The sequence below is a fragment of the Frankia sp. R43 genome (genome assembly GCF_001306465.1).
Taxonomy (GTDB): Bacteria; Actinomycetota; Actinomycetes; order Frankiales; family Frankiaceae; genus Parafrankia; species Parafrankia irregularis.
Map to the genome: position 1 here is coordinate 1 of NZ_LFCW01000010.1, position 16,605 is coordinate 16,605.

Annotated in this window: 17 protein-coding genes; 14 read left to right on the top strand and 3 right to left on the bottom strand. The window is 71.4% G+C overall.

The annotated features are described in order from the left end of the window. Nucleotides 1-382: 382 nt before the first annotated feature. Nucleotides 383-802 carry a PLD nuclease N-terminal domain-containing protein gene (locus ACG83_RS33940; RefSeq protein ID WP_054570383.1) on the bottom strand — a complete coding sequence of 140 codons (420 nt, stop codon included), beginning with the start codon at nucleotides 800-802 and terminating at the stop codon, nucleotides 383-385. 393 nt (nucleotides 803-1,195) lie between these two features. Between ACG83_RS33940 and ACG83_RS33945 the strand changes: the two genes are divergently transcribed. The 8 genes from ACG83_RS33945 to ACG83_RS33980 all read left to right on the top strand — a co-directional run bounded on the left by ACG83_RS33945 (nucleotide 1,196) and on the right by ACG83_RS33980 (nucleotide 7,953). Further along, entirely contained in the window at nucleotides 1,196-2,647 is a 1,452-nt protein-coding gene (locus ACG83_RS33945; protein ID WP_054570648.1) for a menaquinone biosynthesis decarboxylase, read from the top strand. After that, nucleotides 2,644-3,609 (top strand): menaquinone biosynthesis prenyltransferase MqnP, encoded by a 966-nt coding sequence (mqnP, locus tag ACG83_RS33950; RefSeq protein WP_054570384.1) that lies wholly within the window; start codon nucleotides 2,644-2,646, stop codon nucleotides 3,607-3,609. The genes ACG83_RS33945 and mqnP overlap by 4 nt, the downstream gene beginning before the upstream one ends. 17 nt (nucleotides 3,610-3,626) lie before the next feature. Further along, on the top strand, nucleotides 3,627-4,415 hold the full coding sequence (locus ACG83_RS33955; RefSeq protein ID WP_083473849.1) for a UbiX family flavin prenyltransferase: 789 nt from the start codon (nucleotides 3,627-3,629) through the stop codon (nucleotides 4,413-4,415). Between the two features lie 179 nt (nucleotides 4,416-4,594). Next, on the top strand, nucleotides 4,595-4,951 hold the full coding sequence (locus tag ACG83_RS47195) for a hypothetical protein (RefSeq protein WP_235498362.1): 357 nt from the start codon (nucleotides 4,595-4,597) through the stop codon (nucleotides 4,949-4,951). Nucleotides 4,952-5,057: 106 nt separating this feature from the next. Next, complete coding sequence (gene mqnE, locus ACG83_RS33965) at nucleotides 5,058-6,206, top strand: aminofutalosine synthase MqnE (RefSeq protein ID WP_054570385.1); 1,149 nt, start codon at nucleotides 5,058-5,060, stop codon at nucleotides 6,204-6,206. 6 nt (nucleotides 6,207-6,212) lie between these two features. After that, a complete protein-coding gene (locus tag ACG83_RS33970; RefSeq protein ID WP_235498363.1) occupies nucleotides 6,213-6,593 on the top strand; it encodes a hypothetical protein in 381 nt (126 codons plus the stop codon). After that, nucleotides 6,593-6,898: a DUF4229 domain-containing protein gene (locus ACG83_RS33975; RefSeq protein WP_054570386.1), complete on the top strand. Its 306-nt coding sequence runs from the start codon at nucleotides 6,593-6,595 to the stop codon at nucleotides 6,896-6,898. The genes ACG83_RS33970 and ACG83_RS33975 overlap by 1 nt, the downstream gene beginning before the upstream one ends. Then, the gene (locus tag ACG83_RS33980) at nucleotides 6,895-7,953 is read left to right on the top strand and encodes a menaquinone biosynthetic enzyme MqnA/MqnD family protein (protein ID WP_235498364.1); all 1,059 of its coding nucleotides are present in this window, start codon (nucleotides 6,895-6,897) and stop codon (nucleotides 7,951-7,953) included. Before ACG83_RS33975 ends, ACG83_RS33980 begins: the two co-directional genes overlap by 4 nt. Before the next feature lie 71 nt (nucleotides 7,954-8,024). Here the strand turns inward: ACG83_RS33980 and ACG83_RS33985 are convergent, their stop codons facing one another. After that, nucleotides 8,025-9,200 (bottom strand): helix-turn-helix transcriptional regulator, encoded by a 1,176-nt coding sequence (locus ACG83_RS33985; protein WP_054570387.1) that lies wholly within the window; start codon nucleotides 9,198-9,200, stop codon nucleotides 8,025-8,027. Between the two features lie 798 nt (nucleotides 9,201-9,998). Between ACG83_RS33985 and ACG83_RS33990 the strand changes: the two genes are divergently transcribed. The 6 genes from ACG83_RS33990 (at nucleotide 9,999) to cobA (ending at nucleotide 15,699) form a co-directional block, all read left to right on the top strand. Continuing rightward, a complete protein-coding gene (locus tag ACG83_RS33990) occupies nucleotides 9,999-10,544 on the top strand; it encodes a response regulator transcription factor (protein WP_054570388.1) in 546 nt (181 codons plus the stop codon). Between the two features lie 259 nt (nucleotides 10,545-10,803). Further along, nucleotides 10,804-10,908 carry a putative leader peptide gene (locus ACG83_RS48165; protein WP_341271968.1) on the top strand — a complete coding sequence of 35 codons (105 nt, stop codon included), beginning with the start codon at nucleotides 10,804-10,806 and terminating at the stop codon, nucleotides 10,906-10,908. Between the two features lie 55 nt (nucleotides 10,909-10,963). Further along, nucleotides 10,964-12,691: a nitrite/sulfite reductase gene (locus ACG83_RS33995; RefSeq protein WP_054570389.1), complete on the top strand. Its 1,728-nt coding sequence runs from the start codon at nucleotides 10,964-10,966 to the stop codon at nucleotides 12,689-12,691. Next, nucleotides 12,688-12,999 (top strand): hypothetical protein, encoded by a 312-nt coding sequence (locus ACG83_RS34000; RefSeq protein WP_054570390.1) that lies wholly within the window; start codon nucleotides 12,688-12,690, stop codon nucleotides 12,997-12,999. The genes ACG83_RS33995 and ACG83_RS34000 overlap by 4 nt, the downstream gene beginning before the upstream one ends. Then, nucleotides 12,999-13,670 carry a phosphoadenylyl-sulfate reductase gene (locus ACG83_RS34005; RefSeq protein WP_054570391.1) on the top strand — a complete coding sequence of 224 codons (672 nt, stop codon included), beginning with the start codon at nucleotides 12,999-13,001 and terminating at the stop codon, nucleotides 13,668-13,670. Before ACG83_RS34000 ends, ACG83_RS34005 begins: the two co-directional genes overlap by 1 nt. Before the next feature lie 400 nt (nucleotides 13,671-14,070). After that, nucleotides 14,071-15,699: a uroporphyrinogen-III C-methyltransferase gene (gene cobA / locus ACG83_RS34010; RefSeq protein WP_235498365.1), complete on the top strand. Its 1,629-nt coding sequence runs from the start codon at nucleotides 14,071-14,073 to the stop codon at nucleotides 15,697-15,699. On the opposite strand, the gene ACG83_RS34015 is transcribed toward cobA, so the two are convergent. Further along, on the bottom strand, nucleotides 15,639-16,223 hold the full coding sequence (locus ACG83_RS34015) for a sirohydrochlorin chelatase (RefSeq protein ID WP_054570653.1): 585 nt from the start codon (nucleotides 16,221-16,223) through the stop codon (nucleotides 15,639-15,641). The genes cobA and ACG83_RS34015 overlap by 61 nt on opposite strands. Nucleotides 16,224-16,605: the final 382 nt, after the last annotated feature.

Sequence of the window (16,605 nt, forward strand, 5' to 3'; positions counted from 1 at the left end):
GTCATGTCCGGCGGGAGCAGGAACAACTGATCCCGCCGGACCGGCCGGTACCCACGCGCCATAAACCCGATCATCCCGGACAAAACATGATCACCCGGGTAGTGACACCTCAATTTGCGACAGGCTCCGGAACAACCAAAATCCTTCACTCCTGCGACTCGTCAAACCGGGATGTCGGGCTACCGAAGGTCCGGTCACGTTCATGGAGTGCGAACCTTCCCGCACACCGACCAGCGATCTTGACCGGCGCCAGTCTGTGCCGGGCTCCAGAACGACCGCGATCCTCAATTCCTGCCCGGCAGCAGGGCGTCAGGGCAGCAGCAGAACATCAGGGCAGCGGGGCGGCGGCCAAGGGGGGTCGCCGCCCGCCTGCCGAGCGGGTTCAGCCCCGTGCGTTGGGGGGCTCGGCGTCCCCGCCACGAATGCGGTCGGAGAGCTCGCGCAGGAACTCGGGGTCGTCGTCTGGCCCGACGGGGCGGATCGACTGGCGACGCATCTGGGCCCGGGAGAGCCCGGAGCGGCTGTAGCCGGCGGTTCGCCGCTCGGTTCCCCACGGCCCGCGGCCCCCGAACGCCGGGTGGTCCGACGCGCGGTGGCGTTCGTAGCCGGGAACGCCATAGGCGGCCCTCGGCCGCCCGAACAGGAACCAGCAGACCGAGCCGAAGAAGAAGAAGACGATCAGCGCGATCAACCAGATCGGCTTGGGCACGACCCGCACGGCCTGGGCGGGTGTGCCGATCACGTCGATGACCGAGAACGCCCAGACACCGATGACCAGGAATGTCAGCGCGAGACCAAGCACAGGTCGACCGCTCCTCTCCCTCACGCCGTGACCGCGTACGCGGTTCGGCTCCCGTGGCATCGCCGCGCGGCGTGCCCATGGTCGAAGATCTGCCGGTTTCACCCGGCCGCCGCAGGCAGCGCGTGGCCCCGGCCCGGTGACGGCTCCGAGCCCCGGTCACTGACTGTGGCTCCCCAACCGCGCACCGAGGTTCGGCCGGTTCTGTCCCGGATCCATGCCGCCTGAGATGGACGCCTGGTGTGCCCCTAGTGTGCCTCCCGGCCGGATGCCGTGTCCCAGCGGTCGGCGAAGGCGATGTTCACTCGCCGCGAAGGGGGGCGCGTCAGGCGCTTGAAGCGTCCCCAGACAGGGTACGTCCGGCGGCTGCCGGTCGACGCTGCAAAGATGGACGTCATGGCCTGGGCGGATCTCCGCGCGTTTCTCACGCATCTCGACCGCGGCGGCGATCTGCGCCGAGTGCGGGTTCCCGTCGACCCCCGCCTGGAGGTGACGGAGATCGTCACCAGGGTCGTCCGCGCCGGCGGTCCCGCGCTGCTGTTCGAGAAGCCCAAGGGCGCCGACATGCCGCTGGCCATCAACCTCTTCGGCACCGAGGCACGGATGGCGGCGGCGCTCGGCGTCGAGCGCCTGGACGACATCGGCACCCGCATCGGCGAGCTGCTGCGGCCCGAGCTGCCGGTGGGGCTCGGTGGCCTGCGCTCGGCGCTGGGCAAGGCGGCCCAGCTCACCTCGCTGCCGCCCCGCAAGGTCCGGACGGCTCCCTGCCAGGAGGTCGTCCTCAAGGGGTCGGACGTCGATCTGGACCTGCTGCCGGGCGTGCACGCCTGGCCGCGTGACGGCGGGCCGTTCCTGAACCTGGGGCTGACCCACACGAAGCATCCGGAGACCGGCGCGCGCAACCTCGGGATGTACCGGTTGCAGCAGCATGACTCCCGCACGGTGGGGATGCACTGGCAGATCCACAAGGACTCCAACGCGCACCACGCGGTCGCCGAGCGGCGCGGCGAGCGGCTGCCGGTCGCCATCGCGTTCGGCTGTGATCCGGCTGTGACCTACGCTTCCTCGGCGCCGCTGCCGGCCGACATCGACGAGTACCTTTTCGCCGGGTTCCTGCGCCGCGAGCGGGTCGAGATGGTCGACTGCCTGACCGTTCCGCTCCAGGTCCCGGCGAACGCCCAGGTCGTGCTCGAGGGCTGGCTGGAGCCGGGGGAGCGGATCCCCGAGGGCCCGTTCGGCGACCACACCGGCTTCTACACCCCGATCGAGCCGTTCCCCGCGCTGCACATCGACGTGATGACGATGCAGCGCGACCCCGTCTTCCAGAGCATCGTGGTCGGGCGTCCCCCGCAGGAGGACGGGCCGATGGGCAAGGCCACCGAACGGATCTTCCTGCCGCTGATCCGGATGATGATCCCCGAGATCGTCGACTACGACCTGCCCGAGGCCGGCGTCTTCCACAACTGCGCGATCGTGTCGATCGAGAAGCGCTTCCCCAAGCACGCGCAGAAGGTCATGAACGCGGTCTGGGGGGCCGGCCTGCTGTCGCTGTCGAAGCTGATCGTCGTCGTCGACGACGACTGTGACGTGCACGACTACCACGAGGTGGCCTGGCGGGCCTTCGGCAATGTGGACTACGCGCATGACCTGGTCACCACGGTGGGGCCGGTGGACCACCTCGATCACGCCTCCTACGAGCAGTTCTACGGCGGCAAGATCGGGGTCGACGCCACCCGCAAGCTGCCGACCGAGGGATACCGGCGTGACGGCGGCTGGCCCGAGGAGATCGTGATGGATGACGCCGTCCGGGAGACCGTGACCCGACGGTGGAAGGAGTACGGCCTGTGAGCGACGCCGCGTTCGCGCCCAGCGCCTCCGGAACGTCCGGCGCGTCCGGTACGTCCGGTCTGCCGGGACGTGCCTCCGGTGGCCCGGCCCACAGCCGGGTGCGGGCCTTCCTGCGGCTGGTCGTCATCGAGCACTCGGTCTTCGCGTTGCCGTTCGCCTACGTGGCCGCGTTCGCGGCGTGCTTCGACATGTCCCGGTCCGTCCACTGGCGTGATCTCGCGCTGGTGACGGTCGCGATGGTGGCGGCTCGCACGTTCGCGATGGCGACCAACCGCATCATCGACCGGGCGATCGACGCCCGGAACCCGCGGACGGCGGGCCGGGAGCTCGTCACCGGTGTGGTGTCGGTGCGCACCGCGGTGGTCGGCTCGATCGTCGCGCTGGCGGTGTTCCTCGGCTCGGCCGCGATGCTGTCGTGGCTGTGCCTCGCGCTCGCTCCGGTCGCGGTCGCACCGCTGATCGTCTACTCGTACGCGAAGCGCTTCACGGACTTCCCGCACGCGGTGCTGGCGATCGCGCAGGCGGTGGCCCCGGTCGGCGCGTGGATCGCGATCACCGACACCTGGTCCTGGCCGGCGGTGCTGCTCGGGCTGGCCGTGGGCACCTGGATCGGCGGCTTCGACCTGATCTACTCCTGCCAGGACGCCGAGGTCGACCGGCGGATCGGCGTTCGCTCCGTGCCCGCCCGCTTCGGGATCCGGGCCGCGTTGGCAGGCTCGGTCGTGACCCATGTCGTGACTTTCGCCCTGTTCGTCTGGTTCGGTCTGGTCGAGGACTTCGGTGTCTGGTGGTGGGCGGGCCTGGCACTGACCGCCGCCGCGTTCTGTTACGAACACGCCATCGTGTCGCCGACCGACCTCTCCCGGGTGAACCGTGCCTTCCTCACCGCCAACGGGTTCGTCGGGATCACCCTGTTCGCCTTCGCCCTGGTGGACCTGATCGACCGCGGCCTCGGCGCCTGAGCTTGACGGGCGGCAAAGTGCCAACCGGCGGGACGAACGCCACGGCCCCGGTCGCGGTCGCCACGGTCGCGCCGGCGGCTGGCACGGTCACGGCGGCGGCCGGCGAGGCGGTCAGGGTGCCGTGGATCGTCGGGGTCAGCGGCGCCAGCGGAACCCCGTACGCGGCCTCCGTGCTGCGGGGTCTGCTCGCCGCCCAGCTGCCGGTCGATCTCGTGCTCTCCCGTGCCGCCCGACTCACACTGCTGGACGAGACGGGCATCGGCTGGCGCGACGCGGCCTGGCTCGACCCGCTGTCGACCTGGCTGGGCAGGCGCGCCGACGGGACACGCCGCCCGGACGCCGACGAGGTAAGCGCCCGGGTCGACCGTCTGGTCGAGGTGCATCCGCCGGCCGATCTCGGTGCGCGCCCCAGCAGCGGGTCGTACCCGACCCGGGGCATGATCGTCGTTCCGGCCAGCACGGCGTCGCTCGCCGGGGTCGCGCTCGGCCTGTCCAAGGACCTGCTGCAACGCGCGGCCGACGTCACCCTCAAGGAGGGGCGGCGCCTCGTCGTGGTGCCCCGGGAGATGCCCTACACCCGGGCGACGCTGCGCCACATGCTCGATCTCGATGCCGCCGGCGCGGTCGTGGCGGCGGCGAGCCCCGGTTTCTACGCGGGCGCCCGCGATGTCGACGACCTCGCCGACTTCGTCGCGGGCCGGGTCCTCGACGCCGCCGGGGTTCCCAACGAGCTGTTCCGCCGCTGGACGGGCACCCTGGGCGAGGCCCGCTCCGCCGCGGCCGGGCCCGGGCCCGATCCGACCTGACCCGGGTGGGCCCGATCCGGGTACAACAGACCGCATGAACAGACCGCATGAACAGGCCGCTCACCGCGGCCACCCGAGGCGATGAGGAGCGGACAGGGGCCATGGCAGGGAGGCGGACGGAGCGGCCGGGGAGCACCGGGAAGTCGGCAGCCCGGAAGGGGCCGGCCGCGGGACGTTCCATGAAGGGGCAGCTGGAGCCGGGGCGCGGGCCGGCGGCACAGTCCGGTAAGGCGGCGCAGTCCGGGGAGGTGGCGCAGGCCGGTAAGGAAGTTCAGGCCGGCAAGACGGCGCAGTCCGGGAAGCCGGCCGAGGTCGCCCCCGACCTGCGTGTTCAGCTGCCGTACTTTCTGGGCCGGCTGGCCGTTCTGGTGGTCCTTGCCGTGGTCCTCATCGTCGCGGGCGTCAACCTGGTGCTGGCGCTGCTCATCGCCTTCGCGGTCGCGGGACTGCTCACCTGGCCGTTGGGGCGCATGCAGCGCCGGGCCGCCGCGCGTTCCCGCGACGAGGGCCCCCAGGGACCCCCGTCGGGCGGTTGACGTCCACTTTCGGGGGCAGGCGGGAACGAACTGCGTCCTGCGTCACGGCTCCGATGGCGGATGCGGCCGCCATGGCCCGACGGTCCGCGGCGCTAGTCTGGGATCCATGGATGCCGGGCTCAAGCGAGAGATCGAAGCCAAGGTCCACGATGGAGCCCGGCTCAGCCGGGCCGACGGCGAGGCGCTGTATGCCAGCGACGACCTCGCCTGGCTCGGTGGGCTTGCTCACGAGGTGCGGACCCGGAAGAACGGTGACCGGACCTTCTTCAACGTCAACCGGCATCTCAACCTGACGAACGTCTGCTCCGCGTCCTGCGCCTACTGCTCGTTCCAGCGCAAGCCCGGCGAGTCGGACGCCTACACGATGCGGATCGAGGAGGCGGTGCGGCTCGCGAAGGAGATGGAGCCGGCCGGTATCACCGAGCTGCACATCGTCAACGGCCTGCACCCGACCCTGCCGTGGCGCTACTACCCGCGCTCGCTGCGCGAGCTGGGGAAGGCACTGCCCGGCGTCGCGCTCAAGGCCTTCACCGCGACCGAGATCCACTGGTTCGAGAAGATCAGCGGCCTGCCGGCCGACGAGATCCTCGACGAGCTCATCGACGCCGGCCTCGAGTCCCTGACGGGTGGCGGCGCGGAGATCTTCGACTGGGAGGTCCGGCAGCACATCGTCGGGCACGAGACCCACTGGGAGGACTGGTCGCGGATCCACCGGCTCGCTCACGCCAAGGGCCTGCGGACACCGTGCACCATGCTCTACGGGCACGTCGAGGAGCCGCGGCACCGGGTCGACCACGTGCTTCGCCTGCGTGAGCTGCAGGACGAGACCGGTGGCTTCGCGGTGTTCATCCCGCTGCGGTTCCAGCACGACTCGGTGGGGGATCCGCGTAACCGGCTGATGGGGCAGCCGATGGCGACGGGCGCCGAGGCGCTGAAGACCTTCGCCGTCTCCAGGCTGTTGTTCGACAACGTCGACCACATCAAGTGCTTCTGGGTGATGCACGGGCTGACCACGGCCCAGCTCGCGCTCAACTTCGGCGCGGACGACCTCGACGGGTCGGTGGTCGAATACAAGATCACACATGATGCGGACGGGTTCGGCACGCCCACCACGATGACCCGCGACGACCTGCTCGGCGTGATCCGCGACGCCGGGTTCCGCCCGGTCGAGCGGGACACCCGCTACCGGGTCGTTCGCACCTATGACGGTCCGGACTCCACCAGGCGGGACAAGCCCGTCGCGATCGACGCCTGACCGGTCATGACCAGCGACGAGAGATCCCCGGCCGGGCCTGCCGGGGGCGAGGCCGGGCCCGTGCGGGCCGAGGCGGTGGCTGTGTCCGGGTCTGATGGCCCCTCGGGCGGCGCGGCGGGCCCCGTGCGGGCCGGTCAGGCTCGTCCGGCCCGGCCGGCGGGTGCGCCCGGCATGGGCTCGATCTTCGTGCTGGCGTTCCTGGTGATCCTCGTCCCGGGGCTGGTCGCCTACAGCCTGCTGCGCTGGGCCGGCCTCGCGATCGGCCCGGCCGGTCTGCTCGGGCTGCTGATCATCTTTCTCGGGTTGGGCTTCTATCCGGCGTTGCTGCAGCGCCTTGGCTGGGTACGCCGCCGAGCACGCCGTACCTCCAGAAACCGGAGCGCATGATGTCCGCTGACGACGTACCGCCGGCCGGTCCGGTGTCCCGCCTGCCGCGTCGCGGTGGATCGCGAGGGAGCCAGCGGCCGGCTGGCGAGGTCGGCATGTGGGGCCTCAACCTGCGGTATTTCGCGATCCGCGCCGCGCTCTTCGCGGCGGTTCTCGCGGTGCTGTTGCTCGTCGGTGTGGGTGGCCTGCTCGGTTTCGCCCTTGCGCTGGTTGTCAGCGGGCTGCTTAGCTATCCACTCGCGCTGCGGCAGCGCCGGGCAGTGCTGGACAGCGTTGCCGCGCGGCGCGGCGGCGAGTCCGGATGACGGCGGCGGACCCGGCGCCGTGGGCACGGTCGCCGGAGACAGCGGGCCGGGCCGGGGCGCGTGAGCACGTCGGGGTGCCCGAGCAGATCGGGGTGCCGGAGCAGGTAGGGGTGCCCGAGCAGGTCGGGGCCCAGACACGGCCGGCGGCGCCGACCCGCGCGGGGGTGCCCGAGCAGGTCGCGGGAGTGCCGACGGAGGCCGGGCTCCTGGCGCGGGCCGCGCGGCCCAGGGTCGGCCACATCCAGTTCCTCAACTGTCTTCCGCTGTACTGGGGTCTGGTCCATTCCGACGCGCTGCTCGACCTGGATCTGACCAAGGACTCCCCGGACCGGCTCAACGAAGCCCTGGTCGCCGGCGATCTCGATATCGGCCCGATCAGCCTGGTCGAGTATCTGAGGCATGCGGACGAGCTCGTCCTCCTGCCTGACCTGGCGGTGGGTTCGGACGGCCCGGTGCTGTCCGTCGTCGTCAGCAGCGCTGTCCCGTTCGAGCAGATCCGCACCGTCGCGCTGGGGTCGACGTCCCGGACGAGCGTGCTGCTGGCCCGGATGCTGTTCGAGCAGCGATGGGGGCTGCGGCCGGAGTACGTCACGATGCCGCCGGAGATTCCGCTGATGCTGCGTGAGGCCGATGCGGCCGTGACCATCGGTGACGTGGCGCTGCGGGCGACCTACGACGCGGAGCGGGCCGGTGAGGGCCACCCCCTCCAGGTCGTCGACCTCGGAAACGAATGGCGCGAATGGACTGGCCTGCCGATGGTCTTCGCGGTCTGGGCCGCGCGGCGTTCCTTCGCCACCGACCATCCCGGAGTGGTCAAGGAGGTGCACGCCGCGTTCCGGTCGAGCCTCGATGTGGCGCTGCGTGAGGTGGACGAGGTGGCCCGGCGGGCGGCGAGGTTCGAGGTTTTCGACCCCGCGACCCTCGCGCGCTACTTCACGACCCTGGATTTTCGCCTGGGAGCCAGGCAGCAGGCGGGGATTCTCGAATTCGCCCGCCGGGCGGCGGCGCGCGGTGACGCACCCCCACTCGACGAGATCATCTTCGCCGCGGTGTGACGCACCGTCGCCGATAGTCGGCGCGGCGGGATCTCGTTTCCTCGATTGCTTCGATCAATCGGTCTATAGATTCAGACCGGCGGGCGGAAAGCCTGGGAGATGCCCACCGGTGGAGTAGCTCGCTGGGCCGACGCCGTGGCGAAGCGAGCGATCCGCCTTTTGACGAGAGCGATCAGCCGGGGCGGAGTCGCGCGCCCGCCCGGAGCAATCAACATCTCGTCGACGCTCGGCGGCGGGCCGAACGGCGAATCGCCGAAACTGGATGCGGACAGTGACGAGAGGTCCTCCGCCCGCCGGTGGGGGAGCACCGGACGGGCGTCGGACGGGCCACCCGCTTGCGGAGTCTCCCCACGGTTCTGCTGCTCGTCGGTGTACCCGGAGTTACGGGGAGGACTTTCCAGTGCCAGGTCGGCGCCGTCGGGGTCGCGGCTGACCGGCGGCCGAGAAGCGCGACCCCCCGAGCCGATGTCGGGATTCCTGACGGTTCGCGCCGTTACCAGCCTCGGCTCCGAGCGTTCGGCCGTTGCCTCCGCGCCCGCCACCGCCGAGGCTCCGGGCTCGTCCGCATGCCGGGCCGCGGCGTCGATGAGACTGTTGATCGCCAGCGTCCACGCTCGTAGCCCTTCGTGCCCGGTCAGCTCGGTGAAGACCGCGGCCTCCAGGCAGCAGGTGCTCGCCTTCGCCAGCTCGTCCATGTCGAGCAGGGAGATCGCCAGCAGGCCTGCGAGGTGACCGGCGATCATGAAGAGCCGGAACTGCTGATGCGGCAGCATCGGGGTCGCCAGGAGCTGGTCGACGAAGGTCTGCTGGTCGAGCACCCGGGCGGTGACGTCGGCCGGTTCCAGTGCGTCCGCGGCGGCGATGAGATCAGCGGCAAGCCGGTCGAGGTAGTCCAGCTCGCGATCGGAGCGGCGGTGGTCGAGCAGGTCACCGATCCGACGGCGGGATTCGACCTCGGCGTCCGGCTGCTGCCCGCGCCGTTCGGCGCGTTCGGCGACGGCGGCCTCGCGCAGGTCGACGAGTGCGCCGCCGGCTTCCAGTGCCGCGTCCACCGCGGCCAGGACCGGCCGGGCGGGGATGCCGCGGCTGGGCTGCTCCAACTGGCTGATGTACTGGCGGCTGTAACCAGTCCGGCCGGCAAGCTCCTCCCGGGTCAGGCCACGTTCGCAACGGCGCCGTCGAATCTCCGTCGGGAGCATGTCCTCCGCGGTACTCAAACCCTGCCGGCCCCGGCTTCGTTGCCGCATGTGCGCCGATCCTTCCGCTGCCCGGGGCTCCGAGACGCGACCACTCCGGCGTGCCTCATCCAGTGGGCGGGGCGGATGAAACGCCGGTCGTGCGCCGCTGTCGGCTGCCCGCTCACTGTCGTGGGGGCGTGGCGACACCGTTGACGACGGGGTGGATGCTCCCTGGCTGAGGTCGCGCCCACGCTCCGGACAATCCGATGCCTGCCACCGTGTGCGTACGGGTTATCTGTGTCTGCTTGGGCTGTCTCTGACGCTGCTGCGCCTGCGGCTAGCTGTACCTGTGCGTAGAGGTGACCGGGTGGAGCATCACCTGGAGTGATGACAATACTCCTCCCGGCACAAGGAGTGCCTTGGGTCAAAGGTCCTGGACACGGACAGTTACCTCTCTCGTGTGGGCCTGTGGTAGCGGTGTTGCCTTCGTGATGGCTACTCTTCGTAGTCGGACGGCCGTTCACGGCTTAGGGTGTGAGGTGCTCCCGCGGTCCATGTAGTTGTGCCGCGAGCTGGATCGGCGTCCCGCCCTGCGTCTCGCGTCCGTACCGGTGGGCGCCGTTCTATTGTGAATTGGTTGTGTGCTGGGCGTTTTTATTGACGCGCCGGAAATGGGACTGAAAAAGCGTTGGTCGCCGTCGCGTCGCCACAATTCGTCGCAGTGTCACGGGTATCCGGTGTGGATGGCCCGAGAGGTGCTTCAAGCCGGAGCGAACGGGTGGGTGTCCAGCGCGTTTGGGTCATACCGTGGAACCATCCCGAATGACGATGGGCGCGGCGCCGGGTAGCGCGTACAAAAGACGAGTGATGGACTCCTGGCCGTCGACGGATGAGGAGATCGACCTCGCTGGGGTTGATGTCCCCGGGGTTGATGTCCCTGAGGCTGGTGTCTCGGTGGCCGGCCTTCCCGAGGCCGGTATCGCCGGGGCTGCGCACCGGGTTTCGGTGGCCCGCGGACGCGGCGGCCGGCGGGGTCCCTACCGTGTGGTCGTCGCGGACGACGCCGACGGGCTCCGCGAGCTTCTGTGCCTCCTGTTCGACACCGAGCCGGACTTCACCGTGGTCGGCCGGGCGGCCAACGGTGCCGAAGCGGTCGAGGTCGTCGCCCGGACGGAGCCGGACCTGGTGCTGCTGGACGTGGCGATGCCCGTCCTCGACGGGCTCGGTGCGCTGCCACGCGTCCGCCGGGCCGTGCCCGAGGCGCGAGTGGTGATCTTCACGGGCTTCTCGGAGCGAAGCCTGCGTGAGGAGGCCATGGCGCTCGGTGCCGACGAGCTCATGGAGAAGGACCTGTCCACCGGGGCCCTGCTGGACCGGATTCGCCAGATGTGTCGCAGGCCCCGTCTGGTCTGAGCCCTGCCCGGGGATCGGAACCCGCCCCGCCCGAACGCGGGCTTGGTCGCCGGTTGTGGCTGGCCTGTGACCCAGATGAGGTGTGACGACGTATCCACGACGTCTGCGCCTCATCTGTGGGAACATGGCCAGCGTGACTGCCCGGGTCCACGCGCTGGAGCCGTCGGGCGAGCGGCGGATGGCCGCTCGGCGCCGGCGTGCTGGCGCGTTCCCTGTGGCCGGGCTGTCAGGCCTCGGGGCCTCCTCGCGGGTCGGGCTCATGCCGCGGCCGACTGATGTCGGTCCCATCGACCCTCGCCTGGTCGCGCGTCTCCACGTCGACCTGTTGCGCGTCTCCAGCGCCGGCTGTCGCCGCTCCCGCTGACTCCGCCCACCTCGGCGTGTCACGCCTGGGTGGACCCTGCTCACCGAGAGATACCATGACTTCTCCTGCTCCGAACCCGCGTGCCGCGCGCTCGAACGCTCCGTCCCGACCGAAGGGGCAGGGCCAGTGGGCGTTGGGCTACACCGAGCCGCTGAACGCCAACGAGCGGATGAAGAAGGACCAGAACGGTCTCGATGTCCGTGACCGCATTCTGAACCTCTACCCGCAGACGGGCTTCGACGGGATCGACCCGCAGGACCTGCGCGGCCGGTTCCGCTGGTGGGGGCTCTACACGCAGCGCCGGCCGGGGATCAGTGGCGGGCGTACCGCCGTGCTGGAGCCCGAGGAGCTCGACGACCGCTACTTCATGCAGCGCATCCGCCTCGACGGCGGCCGGCTGACGTCCGACCAGCTTCGGGTCATCGGGGACATCTCCACCCGGTACGGGCGCGACGTCGCCGACGTGACCGACCGCCAGAACATCCAGCTGCACTGGATCCGCATCGAGGACGTGCCGGCCATCTGGGGCGCGCTCGAAGCCGCCGGGATGACGGTCGAGGAGTCCTGCGGCGACACGCCCCGGGTCATCCTGGGCTGCCCGCTGGCGGGCGTGGACGAGGACGAGGTCATCGACGCCACCGGCGTCATCGACGAGGTCGTCGAGCGGTTCGTGGGTGACCGGTCACTGTCCAACCTGCCGCGCAAGTTCAAGAGCGCGATGTCGGGCTGCGCGGACCAGTGCACCCTGCACGAGATCAACGACATCGCGTTCGTCGGCGTGGTGCACCCCGAGCTCGGCGCCGGCTACGACCTGTGGGTCGGCGGCGGCCTGTCGACGAACCCGAAGCTCGGCGTGCGCCTCGGCACGTTCGTCACCCCCGACCGGGTGGCCGAGGTGTGGCACGGCGTCATCCAGCTGTTCCGCGACTACGGGTACCGGCGGATGCGGACCCGGGCCCGGCTGAAGTTCCTCGTCGCCGACATGGGTGTCGAGTGGGTGCGGTCGACCCTGGAGAAGGAGTACCTCGCCTCGCCGCTGCCGGACGGCCCGCCGCCGCCCCCGCCGCGCAACGAGGGCCGCGACCACATCGGGATCCACCGCCAGCGCGACGGGCGCTTCGCCGTCGGTTTCGCCCCCCGGGCCGGCCGGGTGAGCGGCACCATCCTCACCGCGGTCGCGAACCTGGCGGACCGTTTCGGCCAGGGCCGGATCCGGGCGACCACCATGCAGAAGCTGGTGATCCTCGACGTGCCGGAGAGCGACCTCGACGCGCTCGAGGCCGAGCTCGCCGAGCTCGACCTGGTCGTGAAGCCGAGCGTGTTCCGCCGCAGCACGATGGCCTGCACCGGCATCGAGTTCTGCAAGCTGGCGATCGTCGAGACCAAGGGCAACGCCCGCGACCTCATCCTCGAGCTCGAGCGCCGGCTGCCGGACTTCGACGAGCCGATCGGCATCAACATCAACGGGTGCCCGAACGCCTGCGCCCGCTTCCAGGTGGCGGACATCGGCCTCAAGGGCTCCCTCGTCCCCGACGACAACGGCGAGATGGTTGAGGGCTTCCAGGTCCACCTCGGTGGGCACCTCGGCACCCGTTCCCGGCTGGGCCGCAAGTCCCGTGGGCTCAAGGTGACCGCGGACGGCCTCGTCGACTACGTCGTCGGGCTGCTGGAGACCTACCAGGCGAACCGGGCCGAGGGCGACACGTTCGCCGACTGGGCGGAGCACGCCGACGAGGCGCTGCTGACCGCGCCCAGCCACGGCGGCTCGGGAGGTGCGACGTGAGCGCCCGCGCCGTCCCCTTCTACTGCCCGTACTGCGGCGAGGAGGAGCTCGTGCCCGAGCCCGCCCCGGGCGGTACGGGCGAGGGGCACGGGCACTGGGCCTGCCGGGCCTGCCGGCGGGCCTTCCGGCTCAGCCTCACGGCGCTGGTGGCGGCGACACCCGATCACAGCAGCACCGATCACAGCAGCGCCGATCAGACCAGCACCGATCAGACCAGCAGGGACGTCGCCGTCGGGACGACGGCCAGAACACCGGGTTCGGCGAACGGCACCGCCGCAGCGCCGTCGGACGTGGAGGAGACGAACTGATGGATGCCGCGCTGAAGGCCCGGGCACTGCGGGCCGGCGAGGAGCTCGAAGGCGCGCCAGCCGAGGAGATCCTCGGCTGGGCGGTGGAGGAGTTCGGCACCGGGCTGGCTGTCGCGGCCTCCATGGCCGAGGCGGTTCTCGCCGACATGCTGTCGCGGATCCGGTCGGACGTCCCGGTGATCTTCGTCGACACCGGTTACCACTTCGCCGAGACCATCGGCACCCGCGACGCCGTCGCGCAGACCTACTCCCTGCCGATCATCAGCGCGAGCCCGCAGCTCACCGTCGCCGGGCAGGACGCCGTGCACGGCCCGCGGCTCTACGAGAGCGACCCGGACCTGTGCTGCCGGATGCGCAAGGTCGTCCCGCTGGACCGTGCGCTCGCGCCGTACCGGGCCTGGGCCGCCGGATCCCGCCGCGCCGAGTCGGCGGGGCGGCGGGACCTACCGGTCATCGGCTGGGACCAGCGCCGTGGCAAGGTCAAGGTGCTCCCCCTGGCCGCATGGACGGACGAGGACGTCAGCCGGTACGTCCAGGAGCACAACGTGATCGTCAACCCGCTGCTCAGCGACGGCTACGACTCGGTGGGCTGCCGGCCGTGCACCAGGCGGGGCACCGGCCGGGAGGGCCGCTGGTCCGGCACCAGCAAGACCGAGTGCGGTATCCACTAGTACTGCAGCGCAGCGGCTTCGGCCGGCGGCCCGGTTTGGCGAGTCGCAAGAGTGACGGATTCTGGTCGTTCCAACGACCAGAATCCTCACTTCTTGCGGGTTGTCAAATGAATCTCTGACCCTTTTGCGCCTTTCGAGGTGGATCGCTGGTGCGGTGCGGTGGCGCGGGATCCTCCATGGGTGGTCGTGCGGGTGGGGTTCGCGCCCTCTGCCGACCGGGATGCTCAGATCGCCTGCATCCGTGGAGGCCAGCGCAGCGGCCTGGCGAACCTTGCTCGGCGACAGCGACAGCGACAGCGGTAGCTCGTAGCCCGTAGCTCGGGATCCTGCGAGCCTGGTGGACGGTGACCCCGGCCTGTGGTGACCTCTGGCCTGTACCGTGCACGCCGTGGTTCTCGCGATGACCGGGCCGGGTGCCCACCAACCTGGATCGGCCCTGGCCCCGGGCTCGGCCCCGGCCCTGGAGCCCACGACGACGGGGCGCCCGAGCGTCGGCCGCGGCGGCGCCGGTGAGGTCTGGCTGGTGGGTGCCGGGCCGGGTGATCCCGGGCTGCTGACGGTCCGCGGCCGCGAGCTCCTCGCCACCGCGGACGTGGTGGTCACCGACCGGTTGGCCGCGGCCGTGCTGCTCGACGCGGTCCGGTCGGACGCTCGCATCATCCATGTCGGCAAGAGCCCGACGCGGTCGCGCAGCCAGGACGAGGTCAACCAGATCCTGGTGGATGAGGCCCGAACCGGTGCGACGGTGGTGCGGCTCAAGGGCGGCGACCCGTTCCTGCTCGGCCGCGGTGGTGAGGAGGCCGAGGCCTGCGCCGCCGCAGGCATCCGCTGCACCGTGGTCCCCGGTGTGACCTCCGCGATCGCCGCGCCGGCCTACGCCGGCATTCCCGTCACCCATCGCGGGGTGGCGCAGGACCTCACCATCGTGTCGGGCCACGTCCCGCCGGGCCATCCCGACTCGACGGTGGACTGGGCGGCCCTGGCGGCCTCGCGCGCCACGGTCGTCGTGCTCATGGGGGTCGCCCGACTGATCGACATCGCCGATGCCCTGCTGCGCGGCGGACGTCCGCCGGAGACCCCGGCCGCTGTCATCGAGCGTGGGACGACGCCCGCCCAGCGGGTGCTCCGGACGACGCTGGAGGCCATCGCTGTCGACGCCGTCGCCTTTCGGCTGCGTTCACCGGCCGTGCTGGTGGTCGGTCCGGTCGCGGCCAGGCGCGACGCCGCCGTTCTGCCTGATCAGGCGGCGACGGGCGCGGCGGCCGATACCGACGGCGACCGGACCGCGGCCGCCGGGCCGCTGGCGGGCATCCGAGTGCTCGTGCCGCGGACGCGGGCTCGAGACAGCCTGCTCGCCCGAAGGCTGCGCGAGCTCGGCGCGGAGGCGGTCGAGACCGTGGTCAGCCGTCTCGTCCCGGCCACCGACGGCGCTGCCCTGCGGGAGGCGCTGCCCGGCGCGGACGGCCTGGTGCTGGCGGACGCGGACGAGGTCGCGGCGACTGTGACGCTGCTGCGTGCGGCCGGCACCGACGTACGGGCCCTCGCCGGTCTGACCCTCGTCGCCGCCTCCGACTCGGCTGCCGCCGCCCTGGACGCGCTGGGACTCGTCTCGGTGCGCTCCTCGGCCGAGGTCCAGGTCGCCAACCGGGTGGTGACCGAGGTGCCCGTGCCGGGTCTGCGGGTGGTGATCTGTGGGTCGGCGCCACCGCCGGCGGGGATTCGGACGCTGCGCCGGGTCAGGCTGCTCACGGACGTCGCGGCAAAGCCGGACCCGAGGATCGCCGAGGAACTGCGGCACGGCGACCTCGACGCCGTCGCGCTCGCCTCCTCGACCGCGGCGCGCTGCCTGTCCGAGCTGTACGGGCCGCTGCCCGACACCGTCCGGGTCGCCGCCATGGGCCGCCGGACCGTCGAGGCCTGCGAGGCGGCGGGGCTGCGGGTGGACGCCGTGCCGGCGGAGCCCGGGATCTACCCGCTCGCGGCGGTCGTCGGCGAACTCGTGACCGGTCGGCCGACACCCGGGTCGTAGTCGGCGCCGGGCCGGCCGACGGCGTCGTCGATGCGGGCCCGCACCGCCTGTACGACGCCCGGATGCAGCCCGAGCGGGCGGGTGATCGTCCAGCGGGTCGTGGGGTGCTCCGCCTGGGCGGCGGCCAGTGCCGCGGGTATGTCGCGGGTGGTGTGGTTGCCCTCGAACAGGAAGAACGGGTGCGCGATGATCTCCGAGCAGCCGGCACGGACCAGCGCGGCATAGCCCTGGGCGATGTCCGGGTGGACGACGTCGAGGAAGGCGGCTTCCACCGCCTGCCAGGCCGGTACGGTGCTCGTCGCGCCCGCGCCCGCGCCGGCTCGCGGGGCCGATTCCGTCGCGCCCCCGTCCGCGCTCGTCGTGCCCGCGTCGAACGTGCCCGCGGTGCCCGCGTCGAACGTGCCCGCGTCGAACGTGCCCGCGTGCGCACCTGCCGCGTCGCTGTCCGCCGTGCCGGCGTCGGACGTCTCCTCGCACGCGGGGTCGCCGCCGCGGCTGAGCGCGCGCGCGAGCTCGATCACCATGGCATTCGCCTCGTCTCGGCGTGAGCCGTGTCCGATCACCAGCAGGCCGCGCATGACCTCTAGTCTGCCTCCGCCCGCGACGCGCCGCCGCTGGCGGGGGACCGGGGGACGGGGCGGGGGGAGACGGGGGGCGGAGCCATGGCAGGTATCGGGCGGAGCGGGAGAATACCGGGCGAATCGCCCCAGCCACCCGGTTGGGTAACACGCCCGGGTGGTCGAAGTCGGTGCAAGCCCACGAGAACGGGCTTTCACTCCCCAATGGTGTGAACAGGCGTTCGACATGGGCAGTTCGGTGATGGTGTGCTCTTCCCGTACCTGCTGCCGCCGGCCCTGTCCCGTCGGCGGCCGCAGGTAGGCTCTCTCCTCGCCGGGTGCCCGAAGC

Excerpts from the sequence above, each read along its gene's own strand:
- ACG83_RS33990 (WP_054570388.1), top strand. The coding sequence starts at position 9,999 with ATGGACTCCTGGCCGTCGACGGATGAGGAGATCGACCTCGCTGGGGTT.
- ACG83_RS33980 (WP_235498364.1), top strand. The coding sequence starts at position 6,895 with ATGACGGCGGCGGACCCGGCGCCGTGGGCACGGTCGCCGGAGACAGCG.
- ACG83_RS33975 (WP_054570386.1), top strand. The coding sequence starts at position 6,593 with ATGTCCGCTGACGACGTACCGCCGGCCGGTCCGGTGTCCCGCCTGCCG.
- ACG83_RS33970 (WP_235498363.1), top strand. The coding sequence starts at position 6,213 with ATGACCAGCGACGAGAGATCCCCGGCCGGGCCTGCCGGGGGCGAGGCC.
- ACG83_RS33945 (WP_054570648.1), top strand. The coding sequence starts at position 1,196 with ATGGCCTGGGCGGATCTCCGCGCGTTTCTCACGCATCTCGACCGCGGC.
- ACG83_RS47195 (WP_235498362.1), top strand. The coding sequence starts at position 4,595 with ATGAAGGGGCAGCTGGAGCCGGGGCGCGGGCCGGCGGCACAGTCCGGT.
- mqnE (WP_054570385.1), top strand. The coding sequence starts at position 5,058 with ATGGATGCCGGGCTCAAGCGAGAGATCGAAGCCAAGGTCCACGATGGA.
- cobA (WP_235498365.1), top strand. The coding sequence starts at position 14,071 with ATGACCGGGCCGGGTGCCCACCAACCTGGATCGGCCCTGGCCCCGGGC.
- ACG83_RS34005 (WP_054570391.1), top strand. The coding sequence starts at position 12,999 with ATGGATGCCGCGCTGAAGGCCCGGGCACTGCGGGCCGGCGAGGAGCTC.
- ACG83_RS34015 (WP_054570653.1), bottom strand. The coding sequence starts at position 16,223 with ATGGTGATCGAGCTCGCGCGCGCGCTCAGCCGCGGCGGCGACCCCGCG.
- ACG83_RS33985 (WP_054570387.1), bottom strand. The coding sequence starts at position 9,200 with ATGCGGCAACGAAGCCGGGGCCGGCAGGGTTTGAGTACCGCGGAGGAC.
- ACG83_RS48165 (WP_341271968.1), top strand. The coding sequence starts at position 10,804 with ATGCCGCGGCCGACTGATGTCGGTCCCATCGACCCTCGCCTGGTCGCG.
- ACG83_RS33995 (WP_054570389.1), top strand. The coding sequence starts at position 10,964 with ATGACTTCTCCTGCTCCGAACCCGCGTGCCGCGCGCTCGAACGCTCCG.